Below are 17,619 nucleotides of genomic sequence, written 5' to 3' on the forward strand. Positions count from 1 at the left end.
CGCGCCGCATTGGCACTTGGCGAGAGGGGACGCGTCGCGTCGACGCGCGCAGGCCGTGCACAACTTGCGTAAGTGGGTACTCGCTGGGGTGCGTAATTTGCGGTGGTGCGCGCTGATTCCTCCGATTTCTCTGGGCAGCGCTCTCGGGCCCGTTCGGTGTTCGGCGCGTCGCCGCTCAGTGGGCTGTCGCATGCGGCCCGTTGTCCCCCTATGGTCGACGGTTTGCCAGCGGAAATCGAACGACGCTGGGGGACACATTCCGAAGGGGGAGCGTCATGCGGCTGCACGGAGATATTCAACGACAAGGGGCTGACTACAACAGGGGATGTTGCTCGTGGAGTCGCGCAAGCGGGGCGAGTGCTTCGCGCACGGATGCCGAAGATGAACGGCGCCATTCGCGGCATGCCACTATTGCGGACAGTTTGGCAAGCGCCTCCAACGGCACGCACAGCGTTGGTCTCGACGTGTTAGCGTCCTGCGGCGCCATGCGTCGAGACGTGAGCGATGCCTTCACACGTGCGTGGGTTGGGCTTTGGGTGACCACCGGGCCATGCCAGCATTTCTATCGCAAGGAATTCGATCTGGCGCATGCGCGTGATGCGCGGCTTGCAAGCCATCTTGAACACGCGAAGGCGACGCTGACGGGCCCAATGTCCGTAGAGTCGAACAACAATGCGACGTCGGCGCAGGCGAGCGTACCGGCGACGTTCGACGACGTGAGTCGCGACATTGCTGTTTGGTTGCAAGGTATGCGCTTGACGGGCGATCGGGGGTGGTACTTTCGCGTGGCGCGGGATCTGATGTCGTTGGTGGGCAACGCGTCGCTGCTCGCCATCATTGGCGCGCGTTTCTATCGCGACGCCACGCAGCCCGAGACCTCGCCGCTTACAGCCACTGGCATGTGGCCGGGGGCGGCTGCGGCGAACACGCCGTTCGGTATCCCGTGGGCCGATTGGACGCTGTTGAGCTTCGAAGGGTTGAAGGGTTTGCTCACACAGTCGCTGGGGTCGCCGACATTGATTCGGCATCACGCGGTCGATGAAGTCCTCAAGCGCATGGATGCCGGGTGTCGATTGCTGTCGGCATGTTTGCCAGACGACCTGCCACGAGCGACGGGGCCGTCGCCATCCGCCTGGCGCGACGTGCTGGGTACGCTCACCCAGTTGCGCGACGTGGCGACCCTTTTCACGTTGACGAATACCGCCGTGCCTCCGGCGCGGTTAATCCTTTGGGTGTCGTCATGGCTGGAGCCCGACCCTCGCGGGCTCAACAGTGACCGTGGCATGCTGCGCGTTGCGGGTCTGATACTCGACAGTTGCCGCGCGGTGACAAGTCTTGCGGGCACATGGGCGCGTAACGTCGCTTTTTCCCACGATGCCAACGGTTTGCAAAAACGTTGGCAGGCACTTGGGGAAGCCGCAAGCCGTGTGCCGGAAGCCGAGTTAGCGAACGTCATGCGGCGTGTGGGCCATGTGATGAAGCTCTCGATTCATTGCGACACGCTGCTGCTCGCCAAAATTGCCTCGCATGACAACTTGTGCCGCGATCTTCTCGATGCGCCTGAGCCATTTGATCCAAGGACGATTGAGCTGGTGTGCAAGAGTTTAGGCGTGTCGGTCCATTCGTCGGGCTTTGGACATATGGCGCTCCTGAGTCTGCAACCGGCTGAGAATTCGTGGGGCAAACGCTGGCACGACAAGTCGTGGCAGTGGAGCGCGACGACGTCCGTTCGCGCGGCCTACCGACTGCTGCTCGCCTATCAGCATTGGGGGTCGATGTTGCCGGAGTGGTTGATGTCTCGTGCTGACGCGGCACACGAGACTGTCCCAACTTCCCACCCCGAGCCGGACGTACGCATTGCCATTGGCGACAATCCCGCTTACGACGAAACCGGCTGTTGAGCCGGTTTGGCGTGCATTCGTTAGCGCGGGTGCTTACACAGGGTTTTCGAAGCCAGCCACGAGCGCATCGAGCAGATGCCGAACCGCGGGCACCATGCCGCGACGCGTTGGAAAGATCGCGTGGACCAGCCCCGGTGCCGTCGACAGCGTCGGCAACAGACGGCGCAGGTGCCCGGCATGCAGGTCGTCTTTCACGAATTCAGCGGGCAACAGCGCGACGCCTACCCCCTGCATGGCTGCGATGCGCAGGCTCGCAAGGTCGTCGGTCGCGAGGCGAGGGCGATGCGTGAGCGATGCGGCTTGCCCGTGCGCGTCGACCAGATGCCACGTGTGGCGCTCGCTTTGGCTCGCCATCGCGAGCGTCGGCCAGTCTTGCAGCGATTCGAGCGACTTGGGCGCGGGATGTTGCTTCACCAACGCCGGACTGGCGACCAGCACGAGCGCAGAAAAGCCCAGTTGCCGCACGGCGAGTTCGGTGTCGTCCAATGGCGGAAGCCTTACGCGAAGCGCGAAATCCAGCCCTTCTTCAATCACGTCCACGCGGCGGTTGGTGGCGTCGAGCAGCACCTGCACTTGCGGATTCTCCTGCACGTAGCGCGCGATGATCGCGGCGATACACGAACTCAATAAGCCCAGCGGACAACTGATACGCACGGTGCCTTGCGGCTGGCTGCGGGTCTGATCGATGAGGTCCTTGGCCGCACGTGACTCGGCCACGAGCGCCAGACAGTGCTGATGGAACTGTCGCCCGGTCTCGGTGAGCGAGAGACTGCGGCTGGTGCGGTTGAGCAGGCGCACCCCGAGTTCTTCTTCCAGCGCACGCACGCGCCGACTCAGCTTCGACGTTTGCAGCCCAAGGCTGCGCGCGGCTGCGGTAAAGCTGCCGTGTTCGACCACTTCGGCAAAGAGCCGGAGGTCATTCAAATCGGAAATCGCTTCCATCGGGGCTAGGGCTCCATCGCCGTCCGCAGAGGGCGCGCTTGTGCGTTGATCGTTCTATTGGTGGCAATGATGCTTTCCAATATAGGACATATGCAAGAGATCATTGCGTGAATAGCATGCACTCCATTGCCAGAGGTCACGCACATGCGATGACCCGGGCGCACGAATCAAGGAGATGGCGATGCTAGCTCACCGGCGTTGGGAATCGCTCGATAAGGCCGACAACGGCTGGTTGCGAGCGAAGTATCACTTTCAGGTTGGCCCCACGGGGAATCCAGAACACGCGGCACTCGGTCCGCTGATGGTTTGGAACGACGACGAAATCGCGGTGGACGGCGGCTTTCCGTTTCACGGCCATCGTGACGTCGAGATCATTACTTACGTCCGGCAGGGCGTGCTTGGGCACCGCGACACGCTGGGCTCGGAGGGCACGATCCGCGCTGGCGACGTGCAGGTGATGAGCGCCGGGACCGGCATTCGTCACGCTGAATTCAACAAGGGCGACGTACCGCTCAAGTTGTTCCAGATCTGGCTGCGGCCTCGCGCCATGGGTGGCAAACCGCACTGGGATACGAAGGCGTTTCCCAAGGCGGCGAGCCGCGACGGCCGTTTCGCAGTGCTGGCGAGTGGCTACTACGCTAGCGACGAGGGCGCACTGCCGATTGGCGCTGACGCACGTTTGCTGGGCGCGACGCTCAAGTCGGGCGACACCTTGCGTCACACGCTCGGGCCGTCGCGCAGCGCGTATCTCGTGGTCGCGTCGGGGCAAATCGCCATCAATGGCGAGCCCATGCGGCCGCTCGACGGCGTTGCGATGACGGACGTCGCGACCGCTGAAATCACCGCTTTTCAAGACGCTGAACTGGTCATGGTGGAGACCGGTTGAGCCTTCTTTTCCGAATCCACCCCCTTGGGTTTTCTCTTTTCTTAATTGCTTATTTGATTGCTTAGGACATTGCGATGAACAACTACAAATTTCTTCCTTTACTTGGCCGCATTCTGCTCGGCGCACCGTTTCTCATGAGTGGTTTGAGCAAGCTCGGCGCGCACGCCGCCACGGTTGGCTACATCAGCGCGGTTGGTTTGCCCGCGCCGTCGCTGGCTTACCTCATGGCGGTGATTGTCGAAGTCGGCGGCGGCTTGCTGTTGATTTCGGGCTTCCGTGCGCGTCCCGTGTCACTGGTGTTGGCGCTCTTTTCGGTCGCCACGGCCGTGTTTTTCCATCACAACTTCGCCGATCAGAACCAAATGATTCACTTCTTGAAGAACGTGATGATGGCGGGCGGCCTGCTTCAGATCACTTACTTCGGTGCTGGGGCTTACAGCCTGGATGCCCGCGCTAAGGCGTCGACGTTGCGCGGCTCGGTGCCGAACGCATCGTAAGCGCGACCGCGAATTCGACCTTCATCAGGAGTCGTTCAAATGGCTAAGGTTCTCGTTCTGTATTACTCGTCGTATGGGCATATCGAAGCGCTCGCGGATGCGATTGCGCAAGGGGCTCGTTCGACGGGGGCCGTCGTCGATATCAAGCGTGTGCCGGAGACGGTGCCGGAGGAAGCGGCCAAAGCGGCTTACTTCAAGCTCGATCAACAGGCCCCGGTTGCTACCGTCGCGGAGCTTGCCGACTACGACGCCATCGTGGTCGGCACGCCGACCCGATTCGGGCGCATGTCGTCGCAGATGGCGGCGTTTCTCGATCAGGCCGGTGGCCTGTGGATGCGCGGCGCGCTCAACGGCAAGGTCGGCGGCGCTTTCACGTCGAGCGCGACCCAGCACGGCGGACAGGAAACGACGCTGTTCTCGATCATCACCAACCTGCTGCATTTCGGCATGACCATCGTTGGCCTGCCGTATAGCCATCAGGGACAAATGACGATCGACGAAGTGGTGGGCGGTGCCCCGTACGGCGCGACGACGATTGCTGGCGGACAAGGGCAGCGTCAGCCGAGCGAGATCGAACTGGCGGGCGCGCGCCATCAGGGCGAGCTGATCGCCCGAACCGCGAACAAGTTGTTCGATTAACGCGGATTAATGCTGATTAATGGCTCGAGGCTCTGATCATGTCCCACGATATTCCGACCCTGCTGCAACGTAATCTCGACATGTTTGGTGAGAACGACCCGGTGCGCAGACGCGCGCTCATCGACGAGTTCTATACCGACGATTGCGTGTTTTACGACCCGAACATGGGCGTCTATCGTGGGCGTGATCAACTCGACCGGATTGCAGGTGCAATCAAGGCCACACATCCCGACTTCAAATATCAGCCGATTGCGTTGCCCGACGTGGCGGGCGATGGCGGGCGAATCCGGTGGGTGTCCGGGCGGCCGGGGTATGCGCCCGAGCACGCGGGTACAGATGTGATCATCACGCGTGATGGCCGTATCGCCGCCGTTTATCTCTTTTTCGATCCGCTGCCGTAGTCATCACTGCCTCACCCCTGCGCCATCACCTGCTGAGCGATGGCCTTCGTGATGGCGACCTTGTCGTGGCGCGTGCGCTCCAACAGGCCGATGCAGCGTTGTTCGGACGCGCCGGGCATCGGAATGATGCGCAACGTTTCTTCGTGCGCCCATGTGGCGCTGCGCAGCATGGGCACCACAGCGACGCCCAATCCCTGACGCACCAGCGCCACGATGCCTTCGATAGAACTCAACTCCAGATATTCGTTGACCTTGACGTGCTGACGCCGGATCGCGCGGTCGATCAGAGCGCCGGTGCGCTGCGTTCGGTCAAAGCGTAGAAAACGCTCCGTCGAGAGCAGCCGCGCGGCTGGCGCCGGTTTCATATCCGCAGGCGTGAGCAACACCAGCGACTCCCGATACAGCGGCGTCCAACGCACACCGGCGGGTCGGCGTCCGGTCGGCTCGACGAGTACCGCGCAGTCGATATCACCCGAATCGAGTTGTGCGGTGAGCTCGTTCGATCGCGCGGTCTGAATCAGCACATCCAGGTGCGGTTGTGCTTCCTTGATCTGCGAAACGGCGGCGGCCAATGCGCTCACGGCCGATTCGACCGTGCCGATGCTCACCGGGCCTGCGGGCGTCTCGATACCGGAAGCCAGCATGCGCATGGTCTGATACTGCGCGAGCAACTGCTTAGCGTGCGGCAGCAGCGCGCGGCCCATGGCGTTCAGCGCCACCGAGCGGCCCACGCGATCGAACAGCGCGTGATCGAATTCTTCTTCCAGTGCCCGCATCTGCATGCTCACTGCCGACTGCGTCATCGCCAGATGCTCGGCCGCCGACGCGAACGAGCCGTAATGTGCGACCGCAGCAAAGGTGCGCATGAATCGTAGGTTGCTCACGGGGGTGCCTCGCCGAAATGGCTTGATTTTGCTGGGGTGTGGGGGCCGTCGATCGCTTTTTATTCATCAAAAAAGTTGCGATGACGGATCACAAATTCTAGCTTTTATTGATTTTTTTGCACAAGCAGAATGGTTCGATGCGAGTGCAGTCGGCTTGCCACGGTAAAACTTCGAGACAGGAGCATCACCATGGAAGTGTCGGTTGGGCGCGACAGCGCCACGAATTCTGCTAACCCAGCAGTTCCCGAGCGTTCGGGAAAACGTATCGATGTCCGTATCATCGCGGTATCTACCGTGGGCAATGCGCTTGAATGGTTCGACTTCACTGTCTTCACATTCTTCGCGGCCAACATCGCTCGCCAGTTCTTTCCCAGCGAAGACCCGACTGCCGCGTTGCTCGCAGCATGGGCCACCTTCGGTGTGGGCTTTCTCACGCGTCCATTAGGCGGCATTGTGCTCGGCAATTACGCCGACAAACATGGCCGTAAAGCTGCGTTGCTGCTGACGATCACCGTCATGGCGCTGGGGGTGGCCGTCATCGCGTTTGCGCCGACATATGCGCAAATCGGCATAGCCGCGCCAATCCTGATGCTGATCGGCCGCTTCCTGCAAGGCTTCTCGGCGGGCGGCGAAGTGGGCAGTGCCACGGCCTTCTTGGTCGAGCACGCCCCGGTCGAACGCCGTGGCGTGTACGGCAGCTTCCAGATGATTGCGCAGGCATGCAGCATGCTGCTCGGCGCCATCGTTTCGGTGGGCATTACGCAAGCCCTGACGCCGGAGCAGATCGATGCCTTCGGCTGGCGCATTCCGTTTGTGATCGGCCTGCTGATCGTGCCGGTTGGCCTGTATGTGCGCTCGCGTCTCGACGAATCGCCGGTGTTCAAAGATGCCGCGAAGCGCGAGGCACCGAAGCGCTCGCCGTTCATCGAATCGATCACGCAGCACTGGCGTCAGGTGCTGGCCGGTTTTGGCCTCACCGTCTACGGCACCATCGGCACGTACATCTTCTATTACTACATGCCGAGCTATGCCACGAAGTCGCTGGGCATTCCGTTCAAGAGCAGTGTGATCGCGTCGCTGTGCGCTGCCGTCGCGTACATCATCGGCACGTTTGCGTCGGGTCGCATCTCGGACTCGATTGGCCGCAAGAAGCCGATGGTGGCCTCGGCCGTCATTAGTCTGATCATTGCGTATCCGCTGTTCTTGGCTGTCAGCCATGTGCCGACGCTGCCGATGCTGATTCTCGTGCAGTGCTGCCTGATGCTCTCGCTGGGGTTGTTCCAAGGGTCGTACTGCGCTTTCGTGTGCGAACTGTTCCCGTCGCGGGTGCGCGCCACGTCGATGGCCATCGGCTACAACTTCGCGGTGATGATCTTCGGCGGCTTTGCCGGGGCGATTGCCACGTTGCTGATCGGCTGGACGGGCGACAAGCTCGCCGTCGTCTACTACGGCTTGTTCGGTGCGGCGGTTGGCCTCATCACCATCCTGATGCTCAAAGACCGGTCGCGTCAGCCGCTCGCGTAATCCCTCAATCACCATCGCGCGGGGGCCTTGCTCTCGCGCGCGTCTCGCTCAACGTTTTTCCGCAACCGGCCCCTCACCCCACGATGCATGACGTGCTTCGCTGCCCGCAACAGGGTAGTCGCCGCTGCATTGGGGCCATTCAATAAAGCCCATACCCATTCAAGAGCCAACTCCCATGTCCATCATTCCTGAAATTGCCGAACGAAAGGCCGAACTCCAAGCGATTCGCCGCGACATCCATGCTCACCCCGAACTGCGTTACGAAGAGGAGCGCACGGCTGACGTCGTGGCGCGCTTGCTCGAATCGTGGGGCATCGAGGTCACGCGCGGCCTTGGCAAAACTGGCGTTGTCGGCGTGCTGCGTAATGGCACCGGCAAGAAAACCATTGGCCTGCGCGCCGATATGGACGCGTTGCCGATTCAAGAACTGAACACCTTCGAGCACGCCTCGCAGTACGCGGGCAAGATGCACGCTTGCGGTCACGACGGTCACACCGCGATGCTGCTCGGCGCGGCACAGCATCTCGCGGCGCACCGCACGTTCGACGGCACTATCGTGTTCATCTTCCAGCCAGCGGAGGAGGGCGGCGGTGGTGCGAAGGCCATGCTCGACGACGGCTTGTTCGAGAAATTCCCGGTCGACGCGGTGTTCGGGCTGCATAACTGGCCGGGGCTGGAGGCAGGGCGCTTCGGGGCACGCGTGGGCGCGACGCAGGCGTCGAGCAACGAGTTCCGCATTGTCGTGAAGGGTACGGGCGCGCACGCTGCGTTGCCGCACGACGGTATCGATCCGGTGCTCACCGCCATGCAGATCGGCACGGGGCTGCAAAGCATCATTACGCGTAACAAGCGCCCTATCGACGCCGCTGTGCTGTCCATCACGCAGATGCAAGCGGGCGAGGCGATCAACGTGATTCCGAATACCGCGACGCTGGCCGGGACGGTGCGCACGTTCTCGCTGGAGGTGCTCGATTTGGTGGAGTCGCGCATGCGCGAGTTTTGCGAAGCTACGGCGGCGGCTTATGGCTGCACGGTCGATTTCTCGTTCATTCGCAACTATCCGCCGACGGTCAACACGGCGGCCGAGACGCAGTTTGCCGTGAACGTGATGCAGGAGATCGTGGGGCGCGACCATGTCGTGAGCCCGATCGATCCGACGATGGGCGCGGAAGATTTTTCGTTCTTCCTGTTGGAGCGTCCGGGTTGCTATGCGTATATCGGCAACGGGGTGGGCGATCACCGCGCGCATGGTCACGGGCTGGGGCCGTGCATGCTGCACAACACGAGTTATGACTTCAACGACGAGGTGCTGACGCTGGGTTCCACCTATTGGGTGCGGCTGGCCGAAGCTTTTTTGGTGGCGTGACGCGACATGACGACCGGTCTTTTTTCCGTGTCTTACGCGCAGGCGCGCAAGCGGTTCGCCGCTGCCGCCCGCGCGGCGAATGTCGACGTGCAGAGCCATGTCATCGAGGGCGTCATCGGACGCGAGGGCGAGACGCTGGCGACCGACGTGGTGCGGCTTGGCTCGGCTAACGCCCGCCGTCTGCTGATTCTCACGTCGGGTACGCATGGGGTGGAAGGCTTCTGCGGCAGCGCGGCGCAGATTGCCTTACTGGGCGATACCGGACTACAGGCACGTTTGGCGGCTGCCGATGTGGCGATTCTGGTGGTGCATGCGATCAATCCTTACGGTTTCTCGTGGTTGTCGCGCACGAATGAAGACAACGTCGATTTGAATCGCAACAGCATCGACTTCGCGCAGCCGGTGCCGGTCAACGTTGCTTACGCCGATCTGCATGCGTTGCTTGTGCCGCCGACCTGGCCGCCGTCTGATGCCAATGCGGCTGCGATTGCCGATTACATCGCCACGCACGGCGAACCGGCGTATCAGCGCGCCCTGACCGTCGGGCAGTATGGCTATGCCGATGGGCTGTTCTACGGCGGACGTGAGCCGGTGTGGAGCACTCGCCTGATGCGTTCGTTGATCGATGAGCACGCGCAGAGCTGCGACGCGATAGGCTGGATCGACTTTCATACCGGGCTGGGGCCGCCGGGGCATGGAGAGAAGATTAGCGTGGGGCAGTTGGATGACGAGGAGTTGCAGCGCGCGCGCCGCTGGTGGGGCGCCGATGTGGCAAGCCCGTTGGACGGCACGACGGTGGCGTCCAACGTGGGCGGCCCGCTGCTGGACACGTTGCGCTTCGCCCGCCCCGATGCGCAGGTGACCGCGATGGCGATCGAGTACGGCACGGTACCGCTGATCGACATGTTGCACATGCTGCGCGCCGACGCGTGGCTGCGCCGAAACCCCGAAACGCCGTCAGCGCAGGCCGCCGAGATTCGCGACGCAGTCCGTGCGGCGTTTTGCTTCGACAATCTGGCGTGGCAAGGCCAGATTCTCGGGCAGGCACGCGTGGCGATTCTTCAGGCGGTGTTGGGGTTGGGGAGGACCGAGGGCGTGTAAGATCGCGAGTGACATTGGGCCGAGCGCCGATTTCGTCAGCATCTCAATTTTTCGAAAATTAAAAAACGAGGTGAACGTTGACAAAGAAATTTGCAAACAAGCAGCGTCGTGCGCGCGGCCCAATCTGGGCGCTCGTGGCCTTAGCGGCAATGCATTGTGGTCACGCGTTCGGTGACTACAAATTGTCGCTTACCGATGAAAAAGAACACCGGCGCGTCCAGTTCTGCGTTCCAAGTGAATTCGAACCAACCGTCGGTGAGTCCTTCTTCGGCGTCTCAGTGATCTTTCCGTCAATTCAAGCTGCGCCTGCTCAAGGCGTCATTGGAAAGGACAGAATTCATTTGAATTTCATGGGGCGTTTCGATCGTGGGCACGGGCTGGAGCTCGCTCTAATTAACGATCCAAATGTGAAACCAGTCGAGGGAAAGCACGCCGACGGAATTCGAGAGTTCGAGATTGCCGAGAAAGGTGGGGGGGTGACGCGATACCTTGCGTTCAAATCCCGCGACGGTCGAAATGTTCTCTTTGTCGATGGCGTTGCAAATCCGGCGGCGTTCGCTTATTTTTCGACGTTCGAGTCAGGCGTTTATATCCGAGGGTCTGTGAGTAAAGGGATTAAAGCCAGTCTTGTGGAAATAGACGATTTCATAAACAACTTTGTCGCCCGGATGATTTGCAAGTAGCCCCCACCCAATGAGGGCTACTTGAGGGTTTCACCCGTGCTTACCAATTCGTCTCCCGCTCTGGCGTCGCCGTGATCTTATGGATCGAGAGGTCGGCGCCGTAGTATTCCTGCTCGTCGTCGAGTCGTAGCCCCACGGTGCGTTTCAGCACGCCGTAGACGATGTAGCCGCCAGCGAACGCAATCGCCACGCCGAACACGGTGCCGACGATCTGCGCAATGAAGCTCACGCCGCCCAAGCCGCCGAGCGCCGTCTGGCCGAAGATGCCCGCAGCCAGCCCGCCCCAGATGCCGCAAACGCCGTGCAACGGCCACACGCCAAGCACGTCGTCGATACGCAGGCGGTTCTGCGTCACAGTGAACAACCACACGAACAACCCGCCCGCGATAGCACCCACCACCAGTGCGCCCAGCGGATGCATCACATCCGAGCCCGCACAAACGGCCACAAGACCCGCGAGCGGGCCGTTATGGATAAAGCCCGGGTCGTCCTTGCCGACCCACATCGCCACCAGCGTGCCGCCGACCATCGCCATCAGCGAATTGACGGCCACCAGCCCCGAGATGCCGCCCACGCGCTGCGCGCTCATCACGTTGAAACCGAACCAGCCGACGATCAGAATCCACGCGCCCAACGCCAAAAACGGAATCGACGACGGCGGGTGTGCCGCCACCTGACCCTGTCCGTTGTACCGCCCGCGCCGCGCGCCCAGATGCAACACGGCAGCCAGCCCAATCCAGCCGCCGACGGCATGCACGACCACCGACCCGGCGAAGTCATGGAACGGCGCGCCCAACGTGCGCGTCAGCCAGTCCTGAATGCCCAGATGCCCATTCCACGCGATGCCCTCGAAGAACGGATAGATCAGCCCCACGAGGAAGAACGTCGCAACCGATTGCGGATGAAACTTCGCGCGCTCCGCAATTCCACCCGACACGATGGCGGGAATCGCCGCCGCGAACGTCAGCAGGAAGAAGAACTTGATCAGCGCATAACCGTTGTGCTCGGAGAGCACCGTGGCGCTCGACCAGAAGTCCACGCCATACGCGAGCGGATAGCCGATGAAGAAATAGGCCAGCCCCGAGACAGCAAAGTCGGTCAGGATCTTGACCAGCGCATTGACCTGATTCTTTTTGCGAACCGTGCCGAGCTCGAGAAAGGCAAAACCGGCGTGCATGGCAAGCACCAGGATCGCGCCGAGCAGCAGGAACAGCACGTCGCCGGGTGTATTGGTATTGGGCATGAATGTGCTCTTTTGGTGCAAACGGGAAGAAGAACGAAGATGAGCAAGACCGATGCCAGAAAATTCAGGTGACTGATTTATATGGATGTTTTGCCAGATGGAAATGCAGAAGAGCGGAATGGCAGCACGTTCGTGGTGCGGTGAGGGGCGTTGTGTGCGACGCCGGTGCATCGGCAGGCCAGCAAGGCGTCGATAAAATTCTGTAAGCCGCCCGCGATGGCGCGCGCAGTACATCGTCGCGAGGGGCGGTATAGAATCGGGCGTTCTCGCGGCGGCGCGTATCCCGTTATTCCGATGCCGCGCCGCTAGCGCTGCAACCGCGTGACCACATCAAAACATCCAGTCACACACGAGCTAACCACTGAGGAAACCCCATGATCTTTGAAATCGCCCAGATCCAAGTCAAACCCGGCACGGAAGCGGCATTCGAGCAAGGCGTCGCCAAGGCCGCACCGTTGTTCCAGGGTTCGAAAGGCTGCCACGGCATGCGCCTGCTCAAGCAGATCGAGAACCCGACGCATTACAGCCTCGTCGTCACTTGGGAAACGCTGGAGAACCACACCGTCGACTTCCGCAACTCGGAAGCCTTCACGCAATGGCGCGCGCTGGTGAGCGACTGCTTCGCCGCACCGCCGAACGTGAGCCACGTGACCGAAGCGCTGATCGGCTTCTAAGCAGGCTTCAAGCAGTCGGCAGAATCAAGGGCGGTGCCCGGTAAGCGTTACCGGCACCGCCCAAGTTTTTTCATGCGATGAGATAGCGACGCCAACCAAGGGTTAACGCGATGTAATCCCTCAAAAGTTTTCATATAACATGCAAACCAGAAAAGCATGAGACGACACGAGAGGATGACAACCAAGCCCAAAACCCTGACCGAACAGGTCGCGCAGCAACTGCACGATGCGATCCGGCAGGGCACCTATCCCGTCGGCACCAAGTTGCCGACCGGCAAGCAACTCTCCGAAACCTATGGCGTGAGTCAGGCGGTGATTCGTGAAGTTACCGAGCGCTTGCGTGCTCAGGGGCTGATCGACAGCCGTCAGGGCGCGGGCGTCACCGTGCGGGCGCGTACGCCGTCGAGCGGTTTTCAGGTGCCGGTGGGGCAAGACGCCGCCGACCTCGCGAGCGTGTACGAACTGCGTCTTGATCTGGAGAGCACGGCGGCGGCGCTGGCGGCAGTGCGTCACACCGACGAAGACATCCGCCGACTGGGCGAGATTCTCGAAAAGCTCGAAACCAATCTCTATCACGCGGAAAACGGCGTCGAGTACGACACGGCGTTCCATGCCGCCATCGCGCGTGCGACGCACAACCGCTACTACGCCGATCTCTTGCAGTACCTGAATCTTCAGATTCGCCAAGTGGTGCAGGCCGCGCGCACGAACACATTGCGCCACGAAGGGCTCGCCGCTCAGGTGCATCAGGAACACGTGGCCGTGTTCAACGCGATCAAGGCGCGCGATCCGCTGCTCGCCCGAGCCGCATCGCTCTCGCACTTGCTGCGCGCTTCGGCCCGGCTTGGCCTGACGCTCCCCGGGCGCGACATCATCACCGGGGCCATCGCCCCGACACACGTGTCGTAACGCGTCGCGTCATTCGTTCCCGTGTTCCCCATCGAATCACTCCCCCAACTTCTCGCCGCCTAACCCCCGACGCGTGATCCCATGACCATCACTGCTTTCGCTCAACGACTCATCGACGCTATCGGTGCCGACAGCGTGCTCACCTCCGCTGACGACATCGCCCCTTGGCTCGCCGATTGGCGCGGCATGTACCGTGGCAATGCGCAGGCGGTGGTGCGTCCGCGCTCGGCAGAAGACGTCTCGAAAGTGCTCGCCCTGTGCCAGCAGACGGCCACGCCCGTCGTGCCGCGCGGCGGGAATACGGGCTTGTGCGGGGGCGCGACGCCCGATGGCGCGGCGCAAAACGTGGTGCTGAGCCTCGATCGCATGAACGCCGTGCGCAGCCTCGACACCATTGCCAACACGATGGTGGCCGAAGCCGGTTGCATCTTGCAGGACTTGCAGCGCACCGCTAGCGACGTGAACCGTCTGTTCCCGCTGAGTCTCGCGGCCGAAGGCTCGTGCCAACTGGGCGGCAACCTCGCAACGAATGCCGGTGGCGTGAACGTGGTGCGCTACGGCATGACGCGAGAGCTCGTGCTGGGAATCGAAGCCGTGTTGCCCAATGGCGAGATCCTGCACGGCCTGCGCACCCTGCGAAAAGACAACACGGGGTACGACCTCAAGCAATTGCTGATCGGCTCGGAAGGCACACTCGGCATCATCACCGCAGCGGCCTTGCGACTGTTTGCGCCCACGCCCGTGCGTCAGGTGGTGATCGCGGCCGTCACGTCGCCGCGTCAGGCGCTCGAACTGTATGAACTGCTGTTCACCGAGTGCGGCTCGCGCATGCAGGCGTTCGAATTCTTCACCGGCGAATGCGTCGACCTCGTCATGGCCCACGTGCCCGGCGTGCGCGCACCGTTCGGCGAGCGTCATCCGGGGTATGTGCTGGTGGAACTGGCCGACACGGCTGACGAGCAAGCACTCGCTGCGCTGCTGGAACGCGTGATTGAGACCGCCATCGAGCGCGATCTTTGCGCCGACGCAGTGGTGTCGTCCACGCTCGGTCAGGTCGAGGAAATGTGGAAGCTGCGCGAAGAAATTTCCGAAGCGCAGCGCGCCGACGGCCCGCATCTGAAGCACGACGTATCGCTGCCTATCGAGGCAATCCCCGAATTTTTGACGAGTGCCGAAGCCCGTGTGCGCCGCGTGTGCCCGCAGGTGCGGCCGTTTATCTTCGGCCACTTCGGCGACGGCAATCTGCACTACAACCTGTCGCGCCCGGCGGGCGAGGCCGCCGACTTCATGGCGAAGCACGGCGAGGCGATTACCGCCGAAGTGCTCGATGAAGTCGCCCGTTACGGCGGCAGCATCAGCGCCGAGCATGGCATCGGCCAACTCAAGCGCGATTACTTCGCGAAGTACAAGTCGCCGCTGGAACTGCGCCTGATGCGCGAAATCAAGGCGGTGTTCGATCCGGCCGGCATCATGAATCCGGGCAAGTTGTTGAAAGTGCAGTAAAGCATCGCTCGATGGACATCGGCGTCGCCGGTGTCTGCCACGTTTTTCTGCGGCATTCGTTCGCATTTTTTCCGGCGTGAGCCCGACGTCCTGCCTGACGCCTCGCGCCTTTTGAGGAGTCGCCATGTCTGTAACTTCCGCTGCCGAGGCGCCGCTGTGCCTTGGCCCGCTGCCGGAGATCGATCCGCCGACGTTCGACGTGCCGTTCGGCGCCGTGGACACCCATGCTCACGTGGTCGCGCCAAGCGATGCGTATCCGATGGTGCCGGAGCGTAGCTATACGCCGCCGCCCGCGCCTGAAGACAAATACCTCGCGATGCTCGACGCCACGGGGATGACCTACGGCGTGCTGGTGCAGATCAGCGTCTACGGTACCGACAACCGTTACATGCTCGAGACGCTCAAGCGTAACCCGAGTCGCCTGCGCGGTATCGCCGTGGTGTCGCCTGACGTGACCGATGCCGAACTCGAAGCGATGCACGCGGCAGGCGTTCGCGGTCTGCGCATCAACGTGCTGTTCGGTGGCGGCATCGGCTTCACGGCGATGGAAACGCTCGCGCATCGCATCAAGGATCTGGGCTGGCACATGCAGTTCCTGATGGATGTGAAGACACTGCCGGAACTCATGCCGCGCATGACGAAGTTGCCCGTGCCGGGCATCGTCGATCACATGGGGCACACGCCGGTCGCGCAAGGGCTCGATTCGCCGGGCTTCACGGCATTGCGCTCGCTCGTGCGCGATCACGGCTATTGGGTCAAGTTGTCTGGCGCGTATCGGATCAGCGAGCGTTTCCCGACGTTCGACGACGTGACGCTGTTCGCACAAACGCTCATCGACGACGCCCCGGATCGCATGGTGTGGGGCAGCGACTGGCCGCACGTGTCGCTCACGCGCATGCCGAATACCGGCGCGCTGCGCAACTTGCTGCCGCAGTGGGCGCCCGATGCCGACACGCGCCGCCGCATTCTCGTCGACAACCCGGCGCGTTTGTATGGCTTTCCGGCAAAAGACTGAGATCGCTACGTTGTAATCACCGGGCGCATTGCGCGCCCTTGCATCACCTAGAAGGAAAGGGGAGACAGAGATGGATTGGTATCGTCAGATGAACAAGACCGAGCGGCGCACGTTTATCGCCGCGTTCGGCGGTTGGGCGCTCGACGCGCTCGACTTCATGGTGTTCACGTTCGTGATCACGACATTGATTACCGTGTTCAACATCGACAAGGGACAGGCCGGCATGCTGGCGACCGTGACGCTGTTGTTCTCGGCGATCGGCGGCTGGCTCGCGGGGGTGCTCGCCGACCGCTTCGGCCGTGTGCGCATCTTGCAGGCCACGATTCTGTGGTTCTCGGTGTGTACGGTCTTGATCGGTTTCGCGCAGAACTTCGAGCAGATTTTCGTGTTGCGCGCGCTGCAAGGGCTGGGCTTCGGCGGTGAGTGGGCCGTCGGCTCGGTGCTAATGGGCGAAATTGTGCGCACGGAGTATCGTGGCCGCGCCGTGGGTACGGTGCAAAGCGGCTGGGCGATTGGTTGGGCGGTGGCGGCGCTGTGCTACACGGCATCGTTCTCGCTGCTGCCGGAAGACTACGCGTGGCGCGCGCTGTTCTGGATTGGCGTGATCCCGGCGCTGTTCGTGCTGTTCATCCGTAAGAATGTTCCCGAGCCGGAACTGTTCGAGCGCACGCGCAAGCAAGAGGAAGCCTCGGCCAAGCGCACGTCGGCGTGGGCCATCTTCTCGCCCGCGTTGATCAAGACGACGCTGCTCTCGGCGCTGCTGTGCACGGGCGTGCAAGGCGGTTACTACGCCGTGACGACGTGGCTGCCGACGTTCCTGAAGACCGAGCGTCATCTGTCGGTCATCGGCACGGGCGGATACTTGCTGGTGATTATTCTGGGGTCGTTCATCGGCTACCTGACCGGTGCGTACCTGACCGACCGGCTCGGCCGCCGTGCAAACCTGCTGATCTTCGCGGTACTCTCTGGGGCGAGCATCTACGCTTATACGCAGTTCCAGCTGTCGAACGATCAGATGCTGATTCTGGGCTTCCCGCTGGGCTTCGCCGCTTCGGGTATTTTCAGCGGCATGGGCGCCTATCTGACGGAGTTGTTCCCGTCGGCCGTGCGTGCCAATGGGCAAGGCTTTGCGTATAACTTTGGGCGCGGCATCGGTGCGCTGTTCCCGAGTCTGGTCGGCTATCTGGCCAAGACGAGCGGGCTGGGTACGGCGATCGGCATGTTTGCCGGCGGTGCTTATTTCGTGGTGTTGATCACGGCCTTCTTGTTGCCCGAGACGAAAGGGCGCGAGATCGAGTAAGTTCGTATTCTTCGCGGGCGGCACGGGCTGCGTGAGCAGCGTGCCGCCCGGTTTTTCTGATTCAAGGGAGTTCGCATGAAGATCCTGGTACCGGTCAAACGGGTAGTGGATTACAACGTAAAGGTTCGCGTGAAGAGCGACGGCAGTGGCG

The 17,619-nt window shown here is 61.9% G+C and carries 17 protein-coding genes and 1 pseudogene; 15 read left to right on the forward strand and 3 right to left on the reverse strand.

Going from position 1 to position 17,619, the window contains the following annotated elements:
• Nucleotides 1-497 precede the first annotated feature (497 nt).
• Nucleotides 498-1,901, forward strand: coding sequence for a DUF3684 domain-containing protein (locus PPN31114_RS24675; protein WP_150682168.1), 1,404 nt, complete (start codon nucleotides 498-500; stop codon nucleotides 1,899-1,901).
• A 33-nt stretch (nucleotides 1,902-1,934) separates the two neighbouring features.
• Here the strand turns inward: PPN31114_RS24675 and PPN31114_RS24680 are convergent, their stop codons facing one another.
• Nucleotides 1,935-2,843, reverse strand: coding sequence for a LysR substrate-binding domain-containing protein (locus PPN31114_RS24680; protein WP_150682169.1), 909 nt, complete (start codon nucleotides 2,841-2,843; stop codon nucleotides 1,935-1,937).
• A gap of 181 nt (nucleotides 2,844-3,024) precedes the next feature.
• On the opposite strand from PPN31114_RS24680, the gene PPN31114_RS24685 reads away from it, so the two are divergent.
• From PPN31114_RS24685 to PPN31114_RS24700, 4 genes are all read left to right on the forward strand, one after another.
• Nucleotides 3,025-3,729 (forward strand): pirin family protein, encoded by a 705-nt coding sequence (locus PPN31114_RS24685; RefSeq protein ID WP_150682170.1) that lies wholly within the window; start codon nucleotides 3,025-3,027, stop codon nucleotides 3,727-3,729.
• A 74-nt stretch (nucleotides 3,730-3,803) separates the two neighbouring features.
• On the forward strand, nucleotides 3,804-4,226 hold the full coding sequence (locus PPN31114_RS24690) for a DoxX family protein (protein ID WP_150682171.1): 423 nt from the start codon (nucleotides 3,804-3,806) through the stop codon (nucleotides 4,224-4,226).
• 39 nt (nucleotides 4,227-4,265) lie between these two features.
• A complete protein-coding gene (wrbA, locus tag PPN31114_RS24695; protein WP_150682172.1) occupies nucleotides 4,266-4,865 on the forward strand; it encodes an NAD(P)H:quinone oxidoreductase in 600 nt (199 codons plus the stop codon).
• 38 nt (nucleotides 4,866-4,903) lie between these two features.
• Nucleotides 4,904-5,266, forward strand: coding sequence for a nuclear transport factor 2 family protein (locus PPN31114_RS24700; protein WP_150682173.1), 363 nt, complete (start codon nucleotides 4,904-4,906; stop codon nucleotides 5,264-5,266).
• An 11-nt stretch (nucleotides 5,267-5,277) separates the two neighbouring features.
• On the opposite strand, the gene PPN31114_RS24705 is transcribed toward PPN31114_RS24700, so the two are convergent.
• A complete protein-coding gene (locus tag PPN31114_RS24705) occupies nucleotides 5,278-6,150 on the reverse strand; it encodes a LysR family transcriptional regulator (RefSeq protein ID WP_150682174.1) in 873 nt (290 codons plus the stop codon).
• A gap of 189 nt (nucleotides 6,151-6,339) precedes the next feature.
• On the opposite strand from PPN31114_RS24705, the gene PPN31114_RS24710 reads away from it, so the two are divergent.
• From PPN31114_RS24710 to PPN31114_RS24725, 4 genes are all read left to right on the forward strand, one after another.
• Nucleotides 6,340-7,674, forward strand: a complete 1,335-nt coding sequence (locus PPN31114_RS24710; RefSeq protein WP_150682175.1) for an MFS transporter — start codon at nucleotides 6,340-6,342, stop codon at nucleotides 7,672-7,674.
• A 175-nt stretch (nucleotides 7,675-7,849) separates the two neighbouring features.
• Nucleotides 7,850-9,040 carry a M20 aminoacylase family protein gene (locus PPN31114_RS24715; RefSeq protein WP_150682176.1) on the forward strand — a complete coding sequence of 397 codons (1,191 nt, stop codon included), beginning with the start codon at nucleotides 7,850-7,852 and terminating at the stop codon, nucleotides 9,038-9,040.
• 6 nt (nucleotides 9,041-9,046) lie between these two features.
• The gene (locus PPN31114_RS24720) at nucleotides 9,047-10,141 is read left to right on the forward strand and encodes a M14 family metallopeptidase (RefSeq protein ID WP_150682177.1); all 1,095 of its coding nucleotides are present in this window, start codon (nucleotides 9,047-9,049) and stop codon (nucleotides 10,139-10,141) included.
• A 77-nt stretch (nucleotides 10,142-10,218) separates the two neighbouring features.
• A complete protein-coding gene (locus PPN31114_RS24725) occupies nucleotides 10,219-10,824 on the forward strand; it encodes a hypothetical protein (RefSeq protein ID WP_150682178.1) in 606 nt (201 codons plus the stop codon).
• Between the two features lie 40 nt (nucleotides 10,825-10,864).
• Here PPN31114_RS24725 and PPN31114_RS24730 read toward each other — a convergent pair whose 3' ends face one another.
• Nucleotides 10,865-12,067 carry an ammonium transporter gene (locus tag PPN31114_RS24730; RefSeq protein WP_150682179.1) on the reverse strand — a complete coding sequence of 401 codons (1,203 nt, stop codon included), beginning with the start codon at nucleotides 12,065-12,067 and terminating at the stop codon, nucleotides 10,865-10,867.
• A 374-nt stretch (nucleotides 12,068-12,441) separates the two neighbouring features.
• Between PPN31114_RS24730 and PPN31114_RS24735 the strand changes: the two genes are divergently transcribed.
• From PPN31114_RS24735 to PPN31114_RS24760, 6 genes and pseudogenes are all read left to right on the forward strand, one after another.
• Entirely contained in the window at nucleotides 12,442-12,741 is a 300-nt protein-coding gene (locus PPN31114_RS24735) for an antibiotic biosynthesis monooxygenase family protein (protein WP_150682180.1), read from the forward strand.
• Between the two features lie 174 nt (nucleotides 12,742-12,915).
• Nucleotides 12,916-13,650, forward strand: a complete 735-nt coding sequence (locus tag PPN31114_RS24740) for a FadR/GntR family transcriptional regulator (protein ID WP_150682181.1) — start codon at nucleotides 12,916-12,918, stop codon at nucleotides 13,648-13,650.
• A gap of 81 nt (nucleotides 13,651-13,731) precedes the next feature.
• Nucleotides 13,732-15,153: an FAD-binding oxidoreductase gene (locus PPN31114_RS24745; protein ID WP_150682182.1), complete on the forward strand. Its 1,422-nt coding sequence runs from the start codon at nucleotides 13,732-13,734 to the stop codon at nucleotides 15,151-15,153.
• Nucleotides 15,154-15,277: 124 nt separating this feature from the next.
• Nucleotides 15,278-16,168 (forward strand): amidohydrolase family protein, encoded by an 891-nt coding sequence (locus tag PPN31114_RS24750; RefSeq protein ID WP_150682183.1) that lies wholly within the window; start codon nucleotides 15,278-15,280, stop codon nucleotides 16,166-16,168.
• A 70-nt stretch (nucleotides 16,169-16,238) separates the two neighbouring features.
• The gene (locus PPN31114_RS24755; protein ID WP_150682184.1) at nucleotides 16,239-17,468 is read left to right on the forward strand and encodes an MFS transporter; all 1,230 of its coding nucleotides are present in this window, start codon (nucleotides 16,239-16,241) and stop codon (nucleotides 17,466-17,468) included.
• A 75-nt stretch (nucleotides 17,469-17,543) separates the two neighbouring features.
• Nucleotides 17,544-17,619 (forward strand): annotated as a pseudogene (locus PPN31114_RS24760) (electron transfer flavoprotein subunit beta/FixA family protein); the annotation flags it as partial.

Source organism: Pandoraea pneumonica (genome assembly GCF_902459645.1).
Lineage (GTDB): Bacteria > Pseudomonadota > Gammaproteobacteria > Burkholderiales > Burkholderiaceae > Pandoraea > Pandoraea pneumonica.